This is a genomic window from Cellulomonas sp. PS-H5 (genome assembly GCF_019265565.1).
Classification (GTDB): Bacteria; Actinomycetota; Actinomycetes; order Actinomycetales; family Cellulomonadaceae; genus Cellulomonas.
This window is the reverse complement of sequence record NZ_JAHVCI010000070.1, coordinates 1-16,902: the sequence shown is the minus strand read 5'-3', so window position 1 is coordinate 16,902 and position 16,902 is coordinate 1. Positions and strand designations below refer to the sequence as shown.

Annotated in this window: 16 protein-coding genes and 1 pseudogene; 11 read left to right on the top strand and 6 right to left on the bottom strand. The window is 75.9% G+C overall.

Going from position 1 to position 16,902, the window contains the following annotated elements; translation table 11 throughout:
- The 4 genes and pseudogenes from J5O08_RS18515 to J5O08_RS18500 form a co-directional block, all read left to right on the top strand.
- Positions 1–433 (top strand): annotated as a pseudogene (locus J5O08_RS18515) (hypothetical protein); the annotation flags it as partial.
- Positions 430–2,124, top strand: coding sequence for a DNA repair helicase XPB (locus J5O08_RS18510; RefSeq protein WP_147795513.1), 1,695 nt, complete (start codon positions 430–432; stop codon positions 2,122–2,124). The pseudogene J5O08_RS18515 and the gene J5O08_RS18510, both read left to right, overlap by 4 nt.
- Positions 2,125–2,194: 70 nt before the next feature.
- Positions 2,195–4,294, top strand: a complete 2,100-nt coding sequence (locus J5O08_RS18505; protein ID WP_218708380.1) for a TPM domain-containing protein — start codon at positions 2,195–2,197, stop codon at positions 4,292–4,294.
- Between the two features lie 42 nt (positions 4,295–4,336).
- Positions 4,337–5,101 carry a PspA/IM30 family protein gene (locus J5O08_RS18500; RefSeq protein WP_217616294.1) on the top strand — a complete coding sequence of 255 codons (765 nt, stop codon included), beginning with the start codon at positions 4,337–4,339 and terminating at the stop codon, positions 5,099–5,101.
- A gap of 75 nt (positions 5,102–5,176) precedes the next feature.
- On the opposite strand, the gene J5O08_RS18495 is transcribed toward J5O08_RS18500, so the two are convergent.
- The gene (locus tag J5O08_RS18495) at positions 5,177–5,947 is read right to left on the bottom strand and encodes a type 1 glutamine amidotransferase (protein WP_308281717.1); all 771 of its coding nucleotides are present in this window, start codon (positions 5,945–5,947) and stop codon (positions 5,177–5,179) included.
- A 79-nt stretch (positions 5,948–6,026) separates the two neighbouring features.
- Here J5O08_RS18495 and J5O08_RS18490 point away from each other — a divergent pair, with 79 nt between their 5' ends.
- From J5O08_RS18490 to J5O08_RS18475, 4 genes are all read left to right on the top strand, one after another.
- On the top strand, positions 6,027–6,758 hold the full coding sequence (locus J5O08_RS18490) for a response regulator transcription factor (protein WP_147795510.1): 732 nt from the start codon (positions 6,027–6,029) through the stop codon (positions 6,756–6,758).
- A complete protein-coding gene (locus J5O08_RS18485; protein WP_308281716.1) occupies positions 6,755–8,380 on the top strand; it encodes a HAMP domain-containing sensor histidine kinase in 1,626 nt (541 codons plus the stop codon). Before J5O08_RS18490 ends, J5O08_RS18485 begins: the two co-directional genes overlap by 4 nt.
- A gap of 85 nt (positions 8,381–8,465) precedes the next feature.
- Positions 8,466–9,287: a hypothetical protein gene (locus J5O08_RS18480; RefSeq protein ID WP_255590185.1), complete on the top strand. Its 822-nt coding sequence runs from the start codon at positions 8,466–8,468 to the stop codon at positions 9,285–9,287.
- Positions 9,284–9,562 (top strand): DUF4031 domain-containing protein, encoded by a 279-nt coding sequence (locus J5O08_RS18475; RefSeq protein WP_218708378.1) that lies wholly within the window; start codon positions 9,284–9,286, stop codon positions 9,560–9,562. Before J5O08_RS18480 ends, J5O08_RS18475 begins: the two co-directional genes overlap by 4 nt.
- A 334-nt stretch (positions 9,563–9,896) precedes the next feature.
- Here the strand turns inward: J5O08_RS18475 and groL are convergent, their stop codons facing one another.
- A complete protein-coding gene (gene groL / locus J5O08_RS18470) occupies positions 9,897–11,522 on the bottom strand; it encodes a chaperonin GroEL (RefSeq protein ID WP_218708377.1) in 1,626 nt (541 codons plus the stop codon).
- A gap of 265 nt (positions 11,523–11,787) precedes the next feature.
- Here groL and J5O08_RS18465 point away from each other — a divergent pair, with 265 nt between their 5' ends.
- Positions 11,788–13,077: a glycoside hydrolase family 15 gene (locus J5O08_RS18465; RefSeq protein ID WP_218708375.1), complete on the top strand. Its 1,290-nt coding sequence runs from the start codon at positions 11,788–11,790 to the stop codon at positions 13,075–13,077.
- Positions 13,078–13,158: 81 nt separating this feature from the next.
- Here the strand turns inward: J5O08_RS18465 and J5O08_RS18460 are convergent, their stop codons facing one another.
- The 3 genes from J5O08_RS18460 to J5O08_RS18450 form a co-directional block, all read right to left on the bottom strand.
- Positions 13,159–13,362, bottom strand: a complete 204-nt coding sequence (locus J5O08_RS18460; protein ID WP_217616299.1) for a cold-shock protein — start codon at positions 13,360–13,362, stop codon at positions 13,159–13,161.
- 119 nt (positions 13,363–13,481) lie between these two features.
- The gene (locus J5O08_RS18455; protein WP_218708374.1) at positions 13,482–14,111 is read right to left on the bottom strand and encodes a LytR C-terminal domain-containing protein; all 630 of its coding nucleotides are present in this window, start codon (positions 14,109–14,111) and stop codon (positions 13,482–13,484) included.
- Positions 14,112–14,216: 105 nt separating this feature from the next.
- Complete coding sequence (locus J5O08_RS18450) at positions 14,217–14,543, bottom strand: DUF3263 domain-containing protein (RefSeq protein WP_147795504.1); 327 nt, start codon at positions 14,541–14,543, stop codon at positions 14,217–14,219.
- Positions 14,544–14,701: 158 nt separating this feature from the next.
- On the opposite strand from J5O08_RS18450, the gene J5O08_RS18445 reads away from it, so the two are divergent.
- Both J5O08_RS18445 and J5O08_RS18440 read left to right on the top strand, forming a co-directional pair.
- A complete protein-coding gene (locus tag J5O08_RS18445; protein WP_218708373.1) occupies positions 14,702–15,379 on the top strand; it encodes a uracil-DNA glycosylase in 678 nt (225 codons plus the stop codon).
- Positions 15,380–15,434: 55 nt separating this feature from the next.
- Positions 15,435–16,313 (top strand): SGNH/GDSL hydrolase family protein, encoded by an 879-nt coding sequence (locus J5O08_RS18440; RefSeq protein ID WP_374225996.1) that lies wholly within the window; start codon positions 15,435–15,437, stop codon positions 16,311–16,313.
- A 24-nt stretch (positions 16,314–16,337) separates the two neighbouring features.
- Here the strand turns inward: J5O08_RS18440 and J5O08_RS18435 are convergent, their stop codons facing one another.
- Positions 16,338–16,775, bottom strand: coding sequence for a hypothetical protein (locus J5O08_RS18435; protein WP_218708372.1), 438 nt, complete (start codon positions 16,773–16,775; stop codon positions 16,338–16,340).
- Between the last annotated feature and the right edge of the window lie 127 nt (positions 16,776–16,902).

Sequence of the window (16,902 nt, the reverse complement as noted above, 5' to 3'; positions counted from 1 at the left end):
GGAGGTCGCGGGGGCCGCGGCGCGGGCCGGGGCCGACGGCACCCCCACGCTGCGCGACCGCGCCTCCGGCGTCGCCGCGGCCACCGCGGCCGCGCGCGCCGACCGTCCCGCGACCGGGACCCGCGGTGGCCCGCGCCCCTCCGCGGGAACAGCCGACCCCGCCGAGGCGTTGGGGCTGCTGCGCGAGGCGGCCGCCGGGCACACCGAGGTGTGGCTGGAGGTGGTCGGCTCGCGCGGCGCCCTGGAGCGGCGGCGGGTGCTGCCGGTCCGGGTCGACGGCGGACGGGTGCGCGTGGTGGACACCGCCCGGGACGCCGAGATCGTGGTCGCGGCCCACCGCGTCGCCGCGGTCACCCCGGTCGACGCGGCGGGTACCGAGCCGGCCGCCGACGACGACGCAGCAGCCGACCCCCGGAGGACGGACACCGCATGACCGACGGACCCCTGATCGTCCAGAGCGACAAGACCCTCCTGCTCGAGGTCGACCACGACCAGGCGGAGGCCTGCCGCCGCGCGATCGCCCCGTTCGCGGAGCTGGAGCGCGCCCCGGAGCACGTGCACACCTACCGGCTGACCCCGCTGGGCCTGTGGAACGCCCGGGCCGCCGGGCACGACGCCGAGCAGGTCGTCGACACGCTGCTGGAGTACTCGCGGTACCCGGTGCCGCACGCGCTGCTGGTCGACGTCGCCGAGACCATGTCCCGGTACGGGCGGCTGCAGCTCGTGGCGCACCCCGTGCACGGCCTGGTGCTGCACGCCCTCGACGCCGCCGTGATGGCCGAGGTGCTGCGGTCCAAGCGCACCGCCGGCCTGGTCGGCGAGCGGATCGACGAGCACGACGTCGTGGTGCACGCCTCCGAGCGCGGCACGCTCAAGCAGGCGCTGCTCAAGCTCGGCTGGCCCGCCGAGGACCTCGCGGGCTACGTCGACGGCGAGGCGCACCCGATCGACCTCGACACGTCCGGCGAGTCGAACGTCGGCACCGACGGCGCCCCGCGCCCGTGGCAGCTGCGGCCGTACCAGGCGGAGGCTGCGGACGGGTTCTGGCACGGCGGCTCCGGCGTCGTCGTCCTCCCCTGCGGCGCGGGCAAGACGCTCGTCGGCGCGGCCGCGATGGCCCGGTCCAAGACCACCACGCTGATCCTCGTCACCAACACCGTGTCCGCGCGGCAGTGGCGGGACGAGCTGATCCGGCGCACCTCGCTGACCCCGGACGAGATCGGCGAGTACTCGGGCTCCCGCAAGGAGATCCGGCCGGTCACGATCGCGACCTACCAGGTCCTCACGCTCAAGCGGAAGGGCATCTACCCGCACCTCGAGCTGCTCGACGCCCGCGACTGGGGCCTCATCGTCTACGACGAGGTGCACCTGCTGCCGGCGCCGATCTTCCGGATGACCGCCGACCTCCAGGCGCGCCGCCGCCTCGGCCTCACCGCCACCCTGGTGCGCGAGGACGGCCGCGAGGACGAGGTGTTCAGCCTGATCGGCCCCAAGCGGTACGACGCCCCGTGGAAGGACATCGAGGCGCAGGGCTACATCGCGCCCGCCGACTGCGTCGAGGTGCGCCTGACCCTGCCCGAGCGCGACCGGATGCTCTACGCGACCGCCGAGCCGGAGGACAAGTACCGCCTCGCGGCCAGCGCCCCGGGCAAGACCGAGGTGGTCAAGCGGCTCGTGGCGAAGCACCGCGGCGAGCCGCTGCTGGTCATCGGCCAGTACATCGACCAGCTCGAGGAGCTCGCCGCCGACATCGACGCCCCGGTCATCACCGGCGGGACGTCCGTGACCGAGCGGCAGCGGCTGTTCGACGCGTTCCGTGCCGGGGAGATCTCGACGCTCGTGGTGTCGAAGGTCGCGAACTTCTCGATCGACCTGCCGGAGGCGTCGGTCGCCATCCAGGTGTCGGGGTCGTTCGGCTCCCGCCAGGAGGAGGCCCAGCGCCTCGGCCGGCTGCTGCGCCCCAAGGGCGACGGCCGCACCGCGCACTTCTACGCGGTCGTCGCGCGGGACACCGTCGACCAGGACTTCGCGGCGCACCGGCAGCGGTTCCTCGCGGAGCAGGGGTACGCGTACCGGATCGTCGACGCGGAGGACCTGGAGCAGGCGACGGAGGAGCCGGCCTGACGCGCTGACGGGAACCCGGCGCGTGCGCCCCTCGTTGCGAGGGGTGCACGCCCTGAGAAAGGATCGTCGGGTGCCGTCGTCGTCCCGTGGCTGGTCAGCCGCCGTCCCGCTCCTCTCCGCGCTGCTCGCCGCCCCGCTGCTGGCCGGGGCCGCCCCGGCGGTGGCCGCCGCGCCGGCCGCGGTGCCCGCCGCGCCGCCGCTCGTCGCGGCCGACCCGCAGGCCCTGACCGGCGAGATCACCGACCAGGTCGGCGCGCTGTCGGGCGGCGACGAGGCGACCGTGCAGGCGGCGCTGGACCAGCTGTCGGACGAGACGCAGTACCAGCTGTACGTCGTGTACGTGGACGAGTTCAGCACCGAGCGCATCTCCTGGGTGGACCAGACCGCCGAGCTGACCGGCCTGGGCTCGAACGACCTCGTGCTCGCCGTCGCCACGGACCAGCGGTCCTACGTGCTCGCCCCGCAGGAGGTCCCCGGCCTGTCCGGCGGCGACCTGGACCGGATCGCCGCGGACGTCGAGGACCACCTGAGCGAGGACGACTGGGCCGGCGCCGCGGTGACCGCCGCCGACGGGGTGCGCGAGGCCGCGACCGGCGGGGGCGGCGGCTCCGCGCTGGGCTGGCTGTTCGTCGGCGGCCTGGTCGTGATCGCCGCGATCACCGCCGTCGCCTGGGCGTCGTCGCGCCGCCGCGCGTCCCGGCAGAAGATCGCCGCGGGCGCACCCGGCCGTTTCCCGGGCGGCCCGCAGGTCCCCGGCGGCCCGGCCGGCGAGCTCGCCGCGCTGCCGACCGCCGAGCTCGACCGTCGCTCGGCCTCCGCGCTGGTCGGCATCGACGACGCGCTGCGCGCCTCGGAGCAGGAGCTCGGCTTCGCGCAGGCGCAGTTCGGGCCGGACGCCACCCGCGAGTTCGAGCAGGTGCTCACCCGCGCCAAGGCGGACGTGACCGAGGCGTTCCGCCTGCGGCAGACCCTCGACGACGACGTCCCGGACACCGAGCCGCAGGTCCGGGAGACCGCGACCCGCATCCTGCACATGGTCGGCTCCGCATCCGCGGCGCTCGACGCCCAGAAGGACGCGTTCGACCGGCTCCGCGACGTCGAGTCCCGCGCCGGCGAGGCCCTGGACGCGCACGAGCGGACCGCGACGGAGCTGCGCGCCCGGGTCGAGGCGGCCCGCGCCACCCTGGGCACGCTCGCCGCGCAGTACCCCGCGGACGCGCTCACCTCGGTGCAGGGCAACCCGGACCAGGCGCTCGCGCTGCTGGCCGAGGTCGGCACCGCGATCGAGCAGGGGCGCGCGGCCGTCGCGGGCGGGGACCGCGGGGTGGCCGTCCGGTACGCCCGCGCCGCCGAGGAGGCGCTGGGCCAGGTCACGAAGCTCCTCGACGCCGTGGACCGCGCCGGCACCGAGCTCGCCACCATCGGCTCGCGCCTGGACGCGGCGATCGCGTCCATCTCCTCCGACGTCGACGACGCCCAGCGGCTCGCCCCGCGGCACCCGGAGGTGTCCGCCCGGGCCGAGGCCGCGCGCGCCGCGATCACCACCGGACGGGCCGCGCGCGCCGGCGACGGCGACCCGCTGGCCGCGCTCGCCGCGCTCACCGACGCCGAGGCCGCGATCGACCGGGCCCTCGCCCCGATGCGCGAGGCGCAGGACCGCGCGGGTCGCGCCCGCCAGCTGCTCGACCAGACGCTCGGCCGGGTCGACTCCGCGCTGCGCGGCACCACCGACTACATCGAGACCCGGCGCGGCGCCGTCGGCCCCGAGGCCCGCACCCGGCTGGCGGAGGCGGGCCGGATGTTCCGCGCCGCCGTCGACCAGCGGGACACCGACCCCGAGGCCGCGCTCGGCCAGGCGCAGCAGGCCGACCGGCTCGTGCGGGAGGCGCAACAGCTCGCCCAACGCGACGTCGACTGGTACGACCAGCAGCGGCGCGGCGGCCCGGGCAACCGCGGCGGCGGTGGCGGGCTGGGCGACATCGGGGGCATGGTGCTCGGCGGCATCCTCATCGACTCGATCCTGCGCGGCGGTGGCGGCGGCTGGGGCGGCGGCGGCGCGCACGGCGGCGGCTGGGGCGGCGGTGGCGGCGGCTTCGGCGGCGGCGGTCGCGGCGGCGGCTTCGGTGGCGGTGGCGGCTTCGGCGGCGGTGGCCGCGGGGGCGGTTTCTAGGACATGTTCGGCAGACGCAAGACACGAGAGAGGCACCAGGCGATGACCGAGAAGCAGAGCATCTTCGGCCGGATCACCCAGCTCGCGCGGGCGAACATCAACGCCCTGCTGGACCAGGCCGAGGACCCGCAGAAGATGCTGGACCAGCTCGTCCGGGACTACACGAACTCGATCGCCGAGGCCGAGAAGGCCATCGCGCAGACGATCGGCAACCTGCGCCTCGCCGAGCAGGACTACAACGAGGACGTCGCCGCGGCCCGCGAGTGGGGCAGCAAGGCCCTCGCCGCGTCCGCGCGCGCCGACCAGTACCGCCAGGCCGGCGACGCCACCAACGCCGACAAGTTCGACAACCTGGCCAAGGTCGCGCTCGGCAAGCAGATCGCGGCCGAGGGCGAGGTCCGCGACGCCGAGCCGCTGATCGCCTCGCAGCGCGAGACGGTCGACAAGCTCAAGTCCGGCCTGGCGCAGATGAAGGACAAGCTCGGCCAGCTCAAGCAGCGCCGCGACACCCTGGTGGCCCGGCAGAAGTCGGCCCAGGCGCAGCAGACCGTGCAGACCGCGATCTCGTCGATCAACGTGCTCGACCCGACCAGCGAGCTCGCCCGGTTCGAGGAGAAGGTGCGCCGCGAGGAGGCGCTCGCGATGGGCCAGGCCGAGATCGCCGCCTCCTCGCTCGACTCGCAGTTCGCCGAGCTCGAGGCCGACGGCGCGCAGATCGAGATCGAGGCCCGTCTCGCCGCGCTCAAGGGCGGCGGCCAGCCGCAGCAGCTCGGCAGCACCCCGGTGACGCCGCAGATCGAGGCCTGAGCCTCCCGCGCCCCGCACGCACGACGGCCCGGCACCCTCCTCGTAGGGGGTGCCGGGCCGTCGCGTCGTCCGGGGTCAGGCGGCGGTGCGCTCCACGGCGCGCACGGCCACCAGGCCGGCGAACGCCCGCGCGATCCGCGCGCCCTCGGCGCGCACGACCTCGTCCGCGGCCTTCACGGCCTCGGCGATCGCGGCCCGCTCCTCCGGCGCGTCGCCCGCGTCCGCGGACCAGGCGTCCATCAGCTCGGGCGAGGCCTCCGGGTGGAACTGCACGCCCCAGGCGGAGTCGCCGATCCGGAACGCCTGGTACGGGTAGACGCGCGAGGCGGCCAGCCAGGTGGCGTCCCGCGGCAGGTCGACGACCGCGTCCGCGTGCATGGTCGGCATCGGGGTGCTGCGGGTCCCGGCGCGCTCGGCGTCGGCCGCCAGCGTCCCGAGCAGCGGGTCGGCCGCCGCCTCGGGGCGCCAGCGCACGTCCACGACGCCGGCCTCGCGCCCGGGAGGGGCGGCGACGTCGACCCGGCCGCCGGTGGCGACCGCGAGCAGCTGGGCGCCCAGGCAGATGCCGAGCGTCGGCACGCCGGTGCGCGCGGCGTCGGCGAGCAGGGCGCGGGTCGCGGGGATGCCGGGCTCGTGCTCGTCGTGGGCGGACATGTTCCCGCCGAGGACGATCAGGCCGTCGAGGCGGTCGGCGTCGCCCGGATCCTCGCCCGTGTACGCGCGGACCAGGCGGACGTCCACCCCGTCGAGGTGGTCGGCGAACCGGTCGAGCGGCACCGCGGCGTCGAGCTGGACGACGGTCACGACGGGCGTCAGGGAACCGGTGGGAGAATCGGCTGCACTCACGGGGCGGTACCGTACCGCGAACCCGGCACGACCAGTTCGCTCCCAGGAATCCTCCAGGGTCCAGGGGCACACTGGGACCGTGACCGCAGCAGACCGCACCCCCGAGGCGACGCTCCTCGTCGTGGACGACGAGCCGAACATCCGCGAGCTCCTCGCCACCTCGCTGCGCTTCGCCGGCTTCGAGGTGCACGCGGCCGCCGACGGCGGCGCCGCGCTCCGCCTCGCCAAGCAGGTGCAGCCCGACCTGCTGGTGCTCGACGTCATGCTCCCCGACATGGACGGGTTCACCGTCACCCGGCGGCTGCGCGACAAGGGCCAGCACGTCCCGGTGCTGTTCCTCACCGCGCGCGACGACACCGCCGACAAGATCACCGGCCTGACCGTCGGCGGCGACGACTACGTCACCAAGCCGTTCAGCCTGGAGGAGGTCGTCGCGCGGATCCGGGCGATCCTGCGCCGCACCCAGGCCGAGGTCGCGTCCGCCAGCGTGCTGTCCTACGAGGACCTCGAGCTCGACGAGGACAGCCACGAGGTGCGCCGGGCCGGGCAGGTCGTCGACCTGTCCCCCACCGAGTTCAAGCTGCTGCGCTACCTGCTGCTCAACCCCGGCCGCGTGCTGTCCAAGGCGCAGATCCTCGACCACGTGTGGCAGTACGACTGGGGCGGCGACGCGAACATCGTCGAGTCGTACATCTCGTACCTGCGGCGCAAGGTCGACCAGGTCGAGCGGCCCGACGGCTCCAAGGTGGACGCCCTCATCCAGACGAAGCGCGGCGTGGGGTACATGCTGCGCCGCCCGAGCGGGTCGTGACGACGACGTCGGCGGAGCACGAGGCGCCGGAGGCTCTGGCGGACGAGGGACCGGACCGCACCCCCGGGCCGGTCGACGCCGTGACGCGGCGGGTCCGGGACACCTGGGCCCGCACGCCGCTGCTCGCGCGGCTGGTGGGCATCACGACCGCGCTGCTCGCGCTCGGGCTCTCGTTCGCCGGCGCGATCACGACCACGTCGCTGTCCGGCTTCCTGGTGGGGCAGGTCGACGACCGCATGCGGGTCCAGGGACTGGCGTTCCGGGAGAGCGTCATCAAGGCCTACGAGCAGTACGGCACCGTCGACGGGCTCACCTATCCCACCTGGGGCGAGCGCGACTACGCGCTGGCCGTGTCGATGCTCGGCGGCGGCTCGACCTTCCCCCCGGACGACTCGACGGTCGAGCGGTCGGGGACGCCGCACCTGCCGCGGGTCGACCTCGACCGGATCCAGGGCACGACCTTCTCGACGGTGACCAGCACGGTGCGCGGCGCGACCTGGCGGGTCGTCGTCACCCCGATCTCCCCCAACGGCACCGCCGTCGGGTACGTGGCGTACGCGGAGCCCCTGACCGACGTGCAGGGCACGGTCCGGCAGGCCGCGTTCCTGCTGTGGACCTCCGCCGTGGCGATCCTGGTCATCGGCGCCGTCGTCGCCACCTGGGCGGTGCGCCGCTCGCTGCGCGGGCTGCGCGAGATCGAGGGCACGGCCGCGCAGATCGCCGCCGGCGACCTGTCGCAGCGCGTCCCGCCCGCCCCGGAGACCACCGAGGTCGGCCGGCTCGGCGCCGCGCTGAACTCGATGCTCGCCCAGATCGAGACCGCCTTCGACGCCCGCACCCGGTCGGAGGAGCGCATGCGCCGGTTCGTCGCCGACGCCTCGCACGAGCTGCGCACCCCGCTGGCGGCGATCCGCGGCTACGGCGAGCTCTACCGGATGGGCGCGCTGACCGAGAAGGACCAGGTCGACGACACGATGCGGCGGATCGAGCAGTCGGCGACCCGGATGGGCGGGCTGGTCGAGGACCTGCTGGCGCTCGCCAGGCTGGACGCCGACCGGCCCGGCCGCACGGAGCCGGTCGACCTCGCGGTGCTCGCGACCGACGCCGCGCACGACCTCCGGGCGATCGACCCGACGCGTGAGGTGCGGGTGGGTCCGCTGCCCGACGCGGCGGCCCCGGGCCCCGCCGGCGCCCCGCCCGCCACGGTCGTCCCCGGCGACGAGGCGCGGCTGCGCCAGGTCGTCGCGAACCTGGTCGGCAACGTCGCCCGGCACACCCCCGCCGGCACGCCCGCCGAGCTCGGCGTGGGCCGCGTCGGCGACCGCGTCGTCCTCGAGGTCCGCGACCACGGCCCCGGCATCGCCCCCGAGCACGCCGCGCGGGTGTTCGAGCGGTTCTACCGGGTGGACGCCAGCCGCACCCGCGAGGGCGACGGCACCGGCGGCGGCGCGGGCCTCGGGATGGCGATCGTCGCGGCGATCGTCGAGGCGCACCACGGCGACGTCTCGATCGCGCAGACCCCCGGCGGCGGGGCGACGATCCGGGTCTCGCTCCCCGCGACGAGCGGGCGACCGGGTGGGACGGCGCCCACCGACCAGCCCGAGGACCACCCGGTCGGCTGACGGCGCCGGCGTGGCGGAACCCCGTCCGGATGGGTCTACGATGGCGCGTCCGAGCAGGGTCGTCTGTCGCAGTGAGGCTGTTCCCATGGGCGTCTACGACGCGCCACAGTGGCTGTTGTCCGCGTTCGTCCGCAGCGCGAAGGGGGCGGGAGCGACCGCACCCGAGGACGCGATCCGGGCGGTCGGCTCGGACCTCGTGGAGCGGTGGACCGGCCCGGGCCGGACGTACCACAACCTCCGGCACCTGACCGACGTGCTGGCCCGGGTGGACGAGCTCGCCGAGGAGACGCACGAGCCGGACCTGGTCCGGCTGGCCGCCTGGTACCACGGCGCCGTGTTCGACGGCCGGCAGGTCGCGGCGTACGCGAACCGCGGCGGCGAGGACGAGGTCGCCTCGGCCCGGCTGGCGCGCGAGCAGCTCACCGACCTCGGCGTCCCCGCCGAGCGCGTCGAGCGCGTGCACCAGATGGTGATCGCCCTGGTGCGGCACGTCGCCGACCCGACCGACTTCGACTGCGCGGTGCTGTGCGACGCCGACCTGGCGATGCTGGCCGCCGAGCCGCAGCGCTACAAGGCGTACCTGCACGACGTGCGCGAGGAGTACGCCGACATCCCGGTGCAGGACTACCTGCGCGCCCGGGAGCGGATCGTGCGCAAGCTGCTCAAGCGGCCCAGCCTGTTCGTCAGTCCGCTGGGCGCGGCGTGGGAGGAGCCCGCGCGGCAGAACCTCGGCGCCGAGCTGCACAAGCTGGAGAAGGTGCTGGCGGAGCTCGACGCGGCGGGCGACGCCGCGGGCGAGGGCTCCGCGCCCGCGCCGACCGAGCCGCCCGGCCCGTCCGACGCGCCCGGAACGGTGCGGCCCGGCCGCCCGGCCGATGAGCGGCACCCCGTCCGGCCCGGGGCGTGACGGTCCTCGTCGACCCGCCGCTCTGGCCCCGGCACGGCCGGTCCTGGTCGCACCTCGTGAGCGACTCCTCGCTGGCCGAGCTGCACGCGTTCGCCGAGCGCGCCGGCCTCCCCCGCCGCGCGTTCGACCTGGACCACTACGACGTCCCGGACGAGATGCACGCGGACCTCGTGGCGCTGGGCGCGGTCCCGGTGTCGGCCGGCGAGCTCATCCGCCGCCTGCGCGCGAGCGGCCTGCGCATCCCGGCCCACGCCCGCCCGCGCCACACGCACTGACCCCGCGCGCCGCGCTGATCCGCCCGCGCCCGATCGCCACGGCCTGCGCACCTCGCCGACGCGCGCCCCCTTCGCCGACTCTCCACTCCGCGACTGCGCGCGACCCGTCGCACACAGTCCGACTCTGCAGGTTCGCCGAGATGGCAACTCTCGGCTGTGCGGGTGCGGGTCGGCACAGCCGAGAGTTGCCGTCTCGGCGGGGTGGCGGCGCGCGGCGCGGGGGCGCGGGCGCGGCGCGCGGGGTGCGGACGCAGGACGGGCCGGTCACCCCCGTGGGGTGACCGGCCCGTTCAGGCGCGGTGCGGAGCGCTCACGCGCCCCGCTGCGGCGGGACTCAGAAGTCCATGCCGCCCATGCCGCCGGCGTCCGGGGCGGCCGGAGCGGCCTTCTCCGGCTTGTCGGCGACGACCGCCTCGGTGGTGAGGAACAGCGCCGCGATGGACGACGCGTTCTGCAGCGCGGAGCGCGTGACCTTGACCGGGTCGTTGACGCCCGCGGCCAGCAGGTCCTCGTACTCGCCGGTCGCGGCGTTCAGGCCCTGGCCGGCGGGGAGGTTGCGCACCTTCTCCGCCACGACGCCGCCCTCGAGGCCCGCGTTCACGGCGATCTGCTTGAGCGGGGCGTCGATCGCGACCTTCACGATGTTCGCGCCGGTCGCCTCGTCACCGACGAGCTCGAGCTTCTCGAACGCCACGGCACCGGCCTGGATGAGCGCCACGCCACCACCGGCGACGATGCCCTCCTCGACGGCCGCCTTCGCGTTGCGCACGGCGTCCTCGATGCGGTGCTTGCGCTCCTTGAGCTCGACCTCGGTCGCCGCGCCGGCCTTGATGACGGCCACGCCGCCGGCCAGCTTGGCGAGGCGCTCCTGGAGCTTCTCGCGGTCGTAGTCCGAGTCCGAGTTCTCGATCTCGGCGCGGATCTGGTTGACGCGGCCCTGGATCTGGGCGGCGTCGCCGGAGCCCTCGACGATGGTGGTCTCGTCCTTGGTGACGACGATCTTGCGCGCCTGGCCGAGGACCTCGAGGCCCACGGTGTCGAGCTTCAGACCGACGGTCTCGGAGACGACCTGGCCACCGGTGAGGATCGCCATGTCCTGCAGCATCGCCTTGCGGCGGTCGCCGAAGCCCGGGGCCTTGACGGAGACCGACTTGAAGGTGCCGCGGATCTTGTTGACGACGAGCGTGGCCAGGGCCTCGCCCTCGACGTCCTCGGCGACGATGAACAGCGGCTTGCCGGACTGGATGACCTTCTCCAGCAGCGGCAGCAGGTCCTTGACGTTCGAGATCTTCGACTCGACGAGCAGCACGTAGGCGTCCTCGAGGACGGCCTCCTGGCGCTCCGGGTCGGTCACGAAGTACGCCGACAGGAAGCCCTTGTCGAAGCGCATGCCCTCCGTGAGCTCGAGCTCCAGGCCGAGGGCGTTGGACTCCTCGACCGTGATGACGCCCTCCTTGCCCACCTTGTCGAGGGCCTCGGCGATGAGCTCGCCGATGGCGGTGTCGCCGGCGGAGATGGACGCGGTGGCGGCGATCTCCTCCTTGGTCTCGATCTCCTTCGCCTGCTCCAGCAGGGCGGCGGTGACGGCCTCGACGGCCTGCTCGATGCCGCGCTTGAGGGCGATCGGGTTGGCGCCGGCCGCGACGTTGCGCAGGCCCTCGCGCACGAGCGCCTGGGCGAGCACGGTGGCGGTGGTGGTGCCGTCGCCCGCGACGTCGTCCGTCTTCTTGGCGACCTCCTTGACGAGCTCCGCACCGATCTTCTCGTACGGGTCCTCGAGCTCGATCTCCTTGGCGATGGAGACACCGTCGTTGGTGATCGTGGGGGCGCCCCACTTCTTGTCCAGGACGACGTTGCGGCCCTTGGGGCCGAGGGTGACCTTGACGGTGTCGGCGAGGGTGTTGAGACCCCGCTCGATGCCGCGACGGGCCTCCTCGTTGAAGGCAATGATCTTGGCCATGGGGCTATCGATCCTTCACTCTGGCTCGTGGTTCGGCCGGTCGGTGCCCGCGACGGACGGCCGCGCCGGCCCGGCGGTCATGTCCCGTCGGGCGGCGGACCTCACCGGGTCGGCCTGGGTTGTCATTCTGTCACTCTCGACCCGAGAGTGCTAAGCACATGGTTAGCACTCGACCCCATCGAGTGCAAGGCGCTCCGCCCTCGGCGGACAGCCGCCCGCCGGACCCGCGGCCGCCCCCGGCGCCCGGCCGGATAGCCTGCCGGGCATGCACCGCCGCCCCCTCGTCGCCGCCGTCGTGCTGGCGGCCCTCGCGGCGGGGCTGGTCGCCTGGGGCGCGACCGGCCCGCGCACCCGCACGATCGACCTGTACAGCGAGGGCGTCGTCGCGACTCCGGCCGGCCCGGAGCTCGTCCCGGCCGGCAGGCAGCCGCTGCTGCACGAGGGCACCCGCGTCGAGGTCGACCCCGCGACGACCGCCGACGACGACCTCGCCGCCGAGCAGCGCGCGTGGCTCGCCGCGGGGACGGTCCCCGGCGCGGACGGGCCGTACGCCGGCATGGTCACCGACGCGCTGCTGGACCTGCGCACGCTCGTGCAGGACGGCGGTGCCGCCGTCGCGGCCTGGACGCCGTACTGGCGGTACGTGTGGCCGCGGGACGCGTCGTTCGTGGCCGTCGCCCTGGCCCGGACGGGCCACCTGGCCGACGCGCGCGAGGTCCTGGGCTTCCTGACCCGCGTGCAGGCCGCGGACGGGTCCTTCGAGGCCCGGTACCTGCCCGACGGCTCCGGGGCCGTGCCGGACGACCGGGCGCCGCAGACGGACGGCACCGGCTGGTCGCTGTGGGCGGCGGGCCAGGTGGTGGCCGCCGCGCCCGGGGCGGAGCAGGCGGCGGTGGCGGCCGAGCTCGCGCCGCTGGTCCGCCGGGGCGCCGCCCACGCGGTCGCGCTGGTCGCGGGCGACGGGCTGCCGCCGGCGTCGCCGGACTACTGGGAGGTCGCCGAGGACGAGCTGACCCTCGGCACGGTGGCACCCCTCCTGGCCGGGCTGGAGGCCGCGGGGCCGGTGCTCGACCTGCTGGGCGACGTCGCCGCCGCGCAGGACGCGCGCGACGCCGCGGAGCGGACCCGGGCCGCGGTCGAGCGGGAGTTCGGCGACGACTCGGGCTACGGCCGGTACGCGAGCGGCAGCGTGGCCGACGCGGCGAGCGCGTTCGTGCTGCCGCCGTTCCAGCCGACGGCGCTCGCCGGGGCGGAGGACGCCTGGCGGGCGTCGGCGGCCGCGATGGCGCGACCCGCGGGCGGGCTGGCCCCGGGCGCGGGCTGGCGGCAGGACGGCATCTCGTGGACGCCGCAGACGTCGCTCTACGCGCTGACCGCGGCCGTCACCGGCGACGACGCCCAGGCGCACGAGCGGCTCACCTGGCTGGACGCGCACCGCACCGCGATGGGTGCGCTGCCGGAGAAGGTGCTCGCGGACGGGTCGCCCGCGGCCGTCGCCCCGCTCGCCTGGACCGCGGCGTGCGTGGTCCTCGCGGTGGCGGCGCTCGACGGCTGACGCCACGCGCGCCGGCAGACGGGCGCGGGACCGGGGCGCCGTGCCCCGGTCCCGCGGCGGCGCCTCAGGGCGCGGACCGGCTCAGAGCGGGCGGACCTGCTCGGCCTGCGGGCCCTTGGTGCCCTGCCCGACCTCGAACTCCACCGACTGCCCCTCCTCGAGGCTGCGGTACCCGTTGGTCTGGATGGCGCTGAAGTGGACGAACAGGTCCTGGCCGCCGTCGGCCGGGGTGATGAACCCGTAGCCCTTCTCGGCGTTGAACCACTTGACGGTTCCCTGCGGCATGCGTGCTCCTGAAGAAGGCGTGATCGGTGCGACGCAGGGGCCGTGGCCTCCCCCGGTTCTGGAGAGCGGTCACCGCGACGCGGCCGAGACTAGCCCCGCCCCCCGACGTGCGGAAGGGGTCAGCGCCCGAAGTCCGCCAGCAGGAGGACGACGACGCCCTCGGGCGCGGTCCCCGCGTCCTCGACCACGTTCGCGATGCCGAGCGAGTCCGCGACCTGCTGCGCCGTCGGCGCGAGGTCGGCGCTGCCGTAGAACACCGTCGTCTGCTGCAGCCCGCCGGCGTTGCCGTTGCCGGTCGTGACGGCGGTGAACCCGGCGTCCTCGAGGTCGCCCGCGGCACCGGCCGCGAGGCCCGAGCGGTTCGACGCGTTGAGCACCCGCACGTCCGTGGTGAGGTCGGCCGTGGGGGCCGGCTCCTCCTCGACGGGCGGCTCCTCGGTCTCGACCGGGGCCTCGGCACCCGGGTCCTCGGTCTGCGGGGTCTCCTCCGCGGGGGCGGACGACTCCGGCTCGCTCGGCGCCGCGGCGGCGGGCTCCGTCGAGTCGCCGAACCCCGGCAGGCGCCCGTCCCAGGACGACGCCCACACGACGAGGCCGACCGTGACGGCGGGCACCAGGACGACCACCGCGACGAACGGCCACCACCGGCTCCACCAGGTGCGGGGTGCGCGGTGCACGCCGATCGGCGCGTCGGGCGCCGGCTCGGCGTCGAACTCGTCCTCGGGGTACCGGTCGCTCGCCTTGGTCACGGCGGACAGGCTAACGGCTCGGCCTGTCCACCCCGGCACGCGCCGCGCGCCGCGGTGCCGGTCAGCGGCCGGTCAGCGCCCGGTCGCGGGCCGGCCGGCGGCGGCTCAGGCGTCGGTGCCGAGCCGGCGGGCGCTGCGGGCGCGCTGCCGGGTGGACCGCATCCGGCGGAGCCGCTTGACCAGCATCGGGTCGTGCGCGAGCGCGGCGGGCGCGTCGATCAGGGCGTTGAGCACCTGGTAGTACCGGGTCGCCGACATGTCGAACAGCTCGCGGATCGCCTGCTCCTTGGCGCCGGCGTACTTCCACCACTGGCGCTCGAAGGCGAGGACCTCGCGGTCGCGCTCGGACAGCCCGGTCGCCGCGTCGTCCGCGCCGCCCTCGACCGCCACCAGGGCGGGCCGGTCGGCCGTGCGCTCCGCCGTCGCGTCCATCGGTGCCCCTTCCTCCCGCTCGCCCGTCGTCCGTCGTGCGCGCCATCGTACGGCCGGAATCACAGGCGTGTCATTCCTCCGGGACCGTGCCGGCGGCCCCCGCGGGTGGTGGCCCGGCACCGGTGGGCGCCCGCCGGGGTCCGCTAGCCTCGGGCCCCGTGACGCCCGCACCCCTGTCCGAGCTGGTGGCCCCCGACTGGGCGGAGGCGCTCGCCCCGGTCGAGCCCCTGGTGCACGCCGCCGGGGAGTTCCTGCGGGCGGAGGCCGCCGCGGGCCGCGACTACCTGCCTGCCGGGCCGGACGTGCTGCGCGCCTTCACCCGGCCGCTGGCCGACGTGCGCGTGCTCGTCGTCGGGCAGGACCCCTACCCCACGCCCGGGCACCCCATGGGGCTGTCGTTCTCCGTCCAGCCCGACGTGCGCCCCGTGCCGCGGTCGCTCGCCAACATCTTCACCGAGCTGCGCGCCGACCTCGGCGTGCCGCAGCCGAGCACCGGCGACCTGTCGCCCTGGGCGGACCGCGGCGTCATGCTGCTCAACCGCGTGCTGACCGTCCGGCCCGGCGAGCCCGCCTCGCACCGCGGCCGCGGCTGGGAGGCCGTCACCGACCGGGCGATCGCGGCCCTGGTCGCCCGGGGCGGGCCGCTGGTGGCCGTGCTGTGGGGCCGGGACGCGCAGTCGCTGGCCCCCGCGCTCGGGGACGTCCCGGTGGTCGCGAGCCCGCACCCCAGCCCGCTGTCGGCGAGCCGCGGGTTCTTCGGCTCCCGCCCGTTCTCGCGCGTGAACGCGCTGCTCGCCGAGCAGGGCGCGGACCCCGTCGACTGGTCGCTGCCCTGACGCCTCCCGAGGATCTCCCTGGAACCCCGGGCCGCGACGGGGGCACACTGCGGGGGTGACGACGCACGAGGGGGCCGGGGCGACGGCCCCGACGCAGGACAGCACGCAGCACCGCAGCACGCCGGACGGCACGGCGCCCGACCCGGCCGGCGCCCCGCCGTGGCGGCGGTACGTCGCGGTGGGCGACTCGTTCACCGAGGGCCTGTGGGACACCCCGCACGGCGAGGACGGGCCGGTGCGCGGCTGGGCCGACGTGCTCGCCGGGCTGCTGTCCGAGCGCCGGCGGGCCGCCGGTGCCGAGCCGCTGCAGTACGCGAACCTCGCGATCCGCGGCCGGCTGCTGCGCCCGATCGTCGTCGACCAGGTGCCCGAGGCGCTGGCCATGGAGCCCGACCTGGTCAGCCTCGTGGGCGGCGGCAACGACATCCTGCGGCCGACCGCCGACCCCGACCGGCTGGCGCACGGGCTGGAGCAGGCCGTCGCCCGGATCCGCGCGACCGGCGCCGACGTGCTGCTCGCGACCGGCTTCGACGCGTCCGGCTCGCCGATCGTCTCCACCACCCGCCCGCGGGTCGGCGTCTACAACGCACACATCTGGTCGATCGCGCGGCGGCACGGCGCGCACGTGCTCGACCTGTGGGGCATGCGGCACCTGCACGACATCCGGATGTGGGCGCCGGACCGGATCCACCTGACCTCGGAGGCGCACGCCCGCGTCGCGCAGGGGGCGCTGGTCGCGCTCGGGCTCGCGCCCGACGACCCGGGCTGGGACTCCCCGCTCACGCCGCTCCCCCGGCCGTCCCGCGCCGTGCAGGCGCGCCAGGACGCCCGGTGGCTGCGGCTGTACGCCTACCCGTGGGCGACCCGGCGGCTGCGCGGCACGTCGTCCGGCGACACCCGGCGGGCGAAGCTGCCGACGCTGACCGAGGTCTGAGGCCGGGCGCCGACCCGCGCACCGTCAGCCGGCGGGCAGCAGCCCCGTACCGGGTCCGGCGTCGCCGTCCGTGACCAGCGCGAGCGACACCCCGCCCAGCTGCTCGACCGGCACCGGCTCGCCCGGCACCCGCACGGTGGTCGTCGGCGCCGTCACCGGCGCGCGCGACTCCGCGAGCGCGGCGTCGTCCGCCCCGTGCAGCGTGACGGCGACCTCCCGCCCGGCGCAGTCGTCCGGCACGTCCGAGAGCGACGTCGCGACGACGCCGTAGCCGCCGAGGCCCGGGACGTAGTCGACGTCGTAGTCCACCGAGATCCGGCTGACCACGCACGCGCCCGCGGGCGCGTCGTCGCCGCCCTCCCAGGTCATCGCGCGCGCCATCGAGACGGCGAGGCCGGCGCAGCCCAGCCACGCCAGCGTGACCCCCGCCGCGCGGCGGGCCCGGACGTGCTCGTGCGCCATCGGCGCCCCCTCCGTGGACGTGCCCCGGTCGATCCGTCGACCTGTGGCGCCCCCATCGTCGGGCGGGGCGCGCGGTTGAGCATCCGGAGCGGCGCGCCACCCGGACGGGCGAACGCGGCGCGCGCCG

Excerpts from the sequence above, each read along its gene's own strand:
- J5O08_RS18510 (WP_147795513.1), top strand. The coding sequence starts at position 430 with ATGACCGACGGACCCCTGATCGTCCAGAGCGACAAGACCCTCCTGCTC.
- J5O08_RS18500 (WP_217616294.1), top strand. The coding sequence starts at position 4,337 with ATGACCGAGAAGCAGAGCATCTTCGGCCGGATCACCCAGCTCGCGCGG.
- J5O08_RS18480 (WP_255590185.1), top strand. The coding sequence starts at position 8,466 with ATGGGCGTCTACGACGCGCCACAGTGGCTGTTGTCCGCGTTCGTCCGC.
- groL (WP_218708377.1), bottom strand. The coding sequence starts at position 11,522 with ATGGCCAAGATCATTGCCTTCAACGAGGAGGCCCGTCGCGGCATCGAG.
- J5O08_RS18465 (WP_218708375.1), top strand. The coding sequence starts at position 11,788 with ATGCACCGCCGCCCCCTCGTCGCCGCCGTCGTGCTGGCGGCCCTCGCG.
- J5O08_RS18460 (WP_217616299.1), bottom strand. The coding sequence starts at position 13,362 with ATGCCGCAGGGAACCGTCAAGTGGTTCAACGCCGAGAAGGGCTACGGG.
- J5O08_RS18450 (WP_147795504.1), bottom strand. The coding sequence starts at position 14,543 with ATGGACGCGACGGCGGAGCGCACGGCCGACCGGCCCGCCCTGGTGGCG.
- J5O08_RS18435 (WP_218708372.1), bottom strand. The coding sequence starts at position 16,775 with ATGGCGCACGAGCACGTCCGGGCCCGCCGCGCGGCGGGGGTCACGCTG.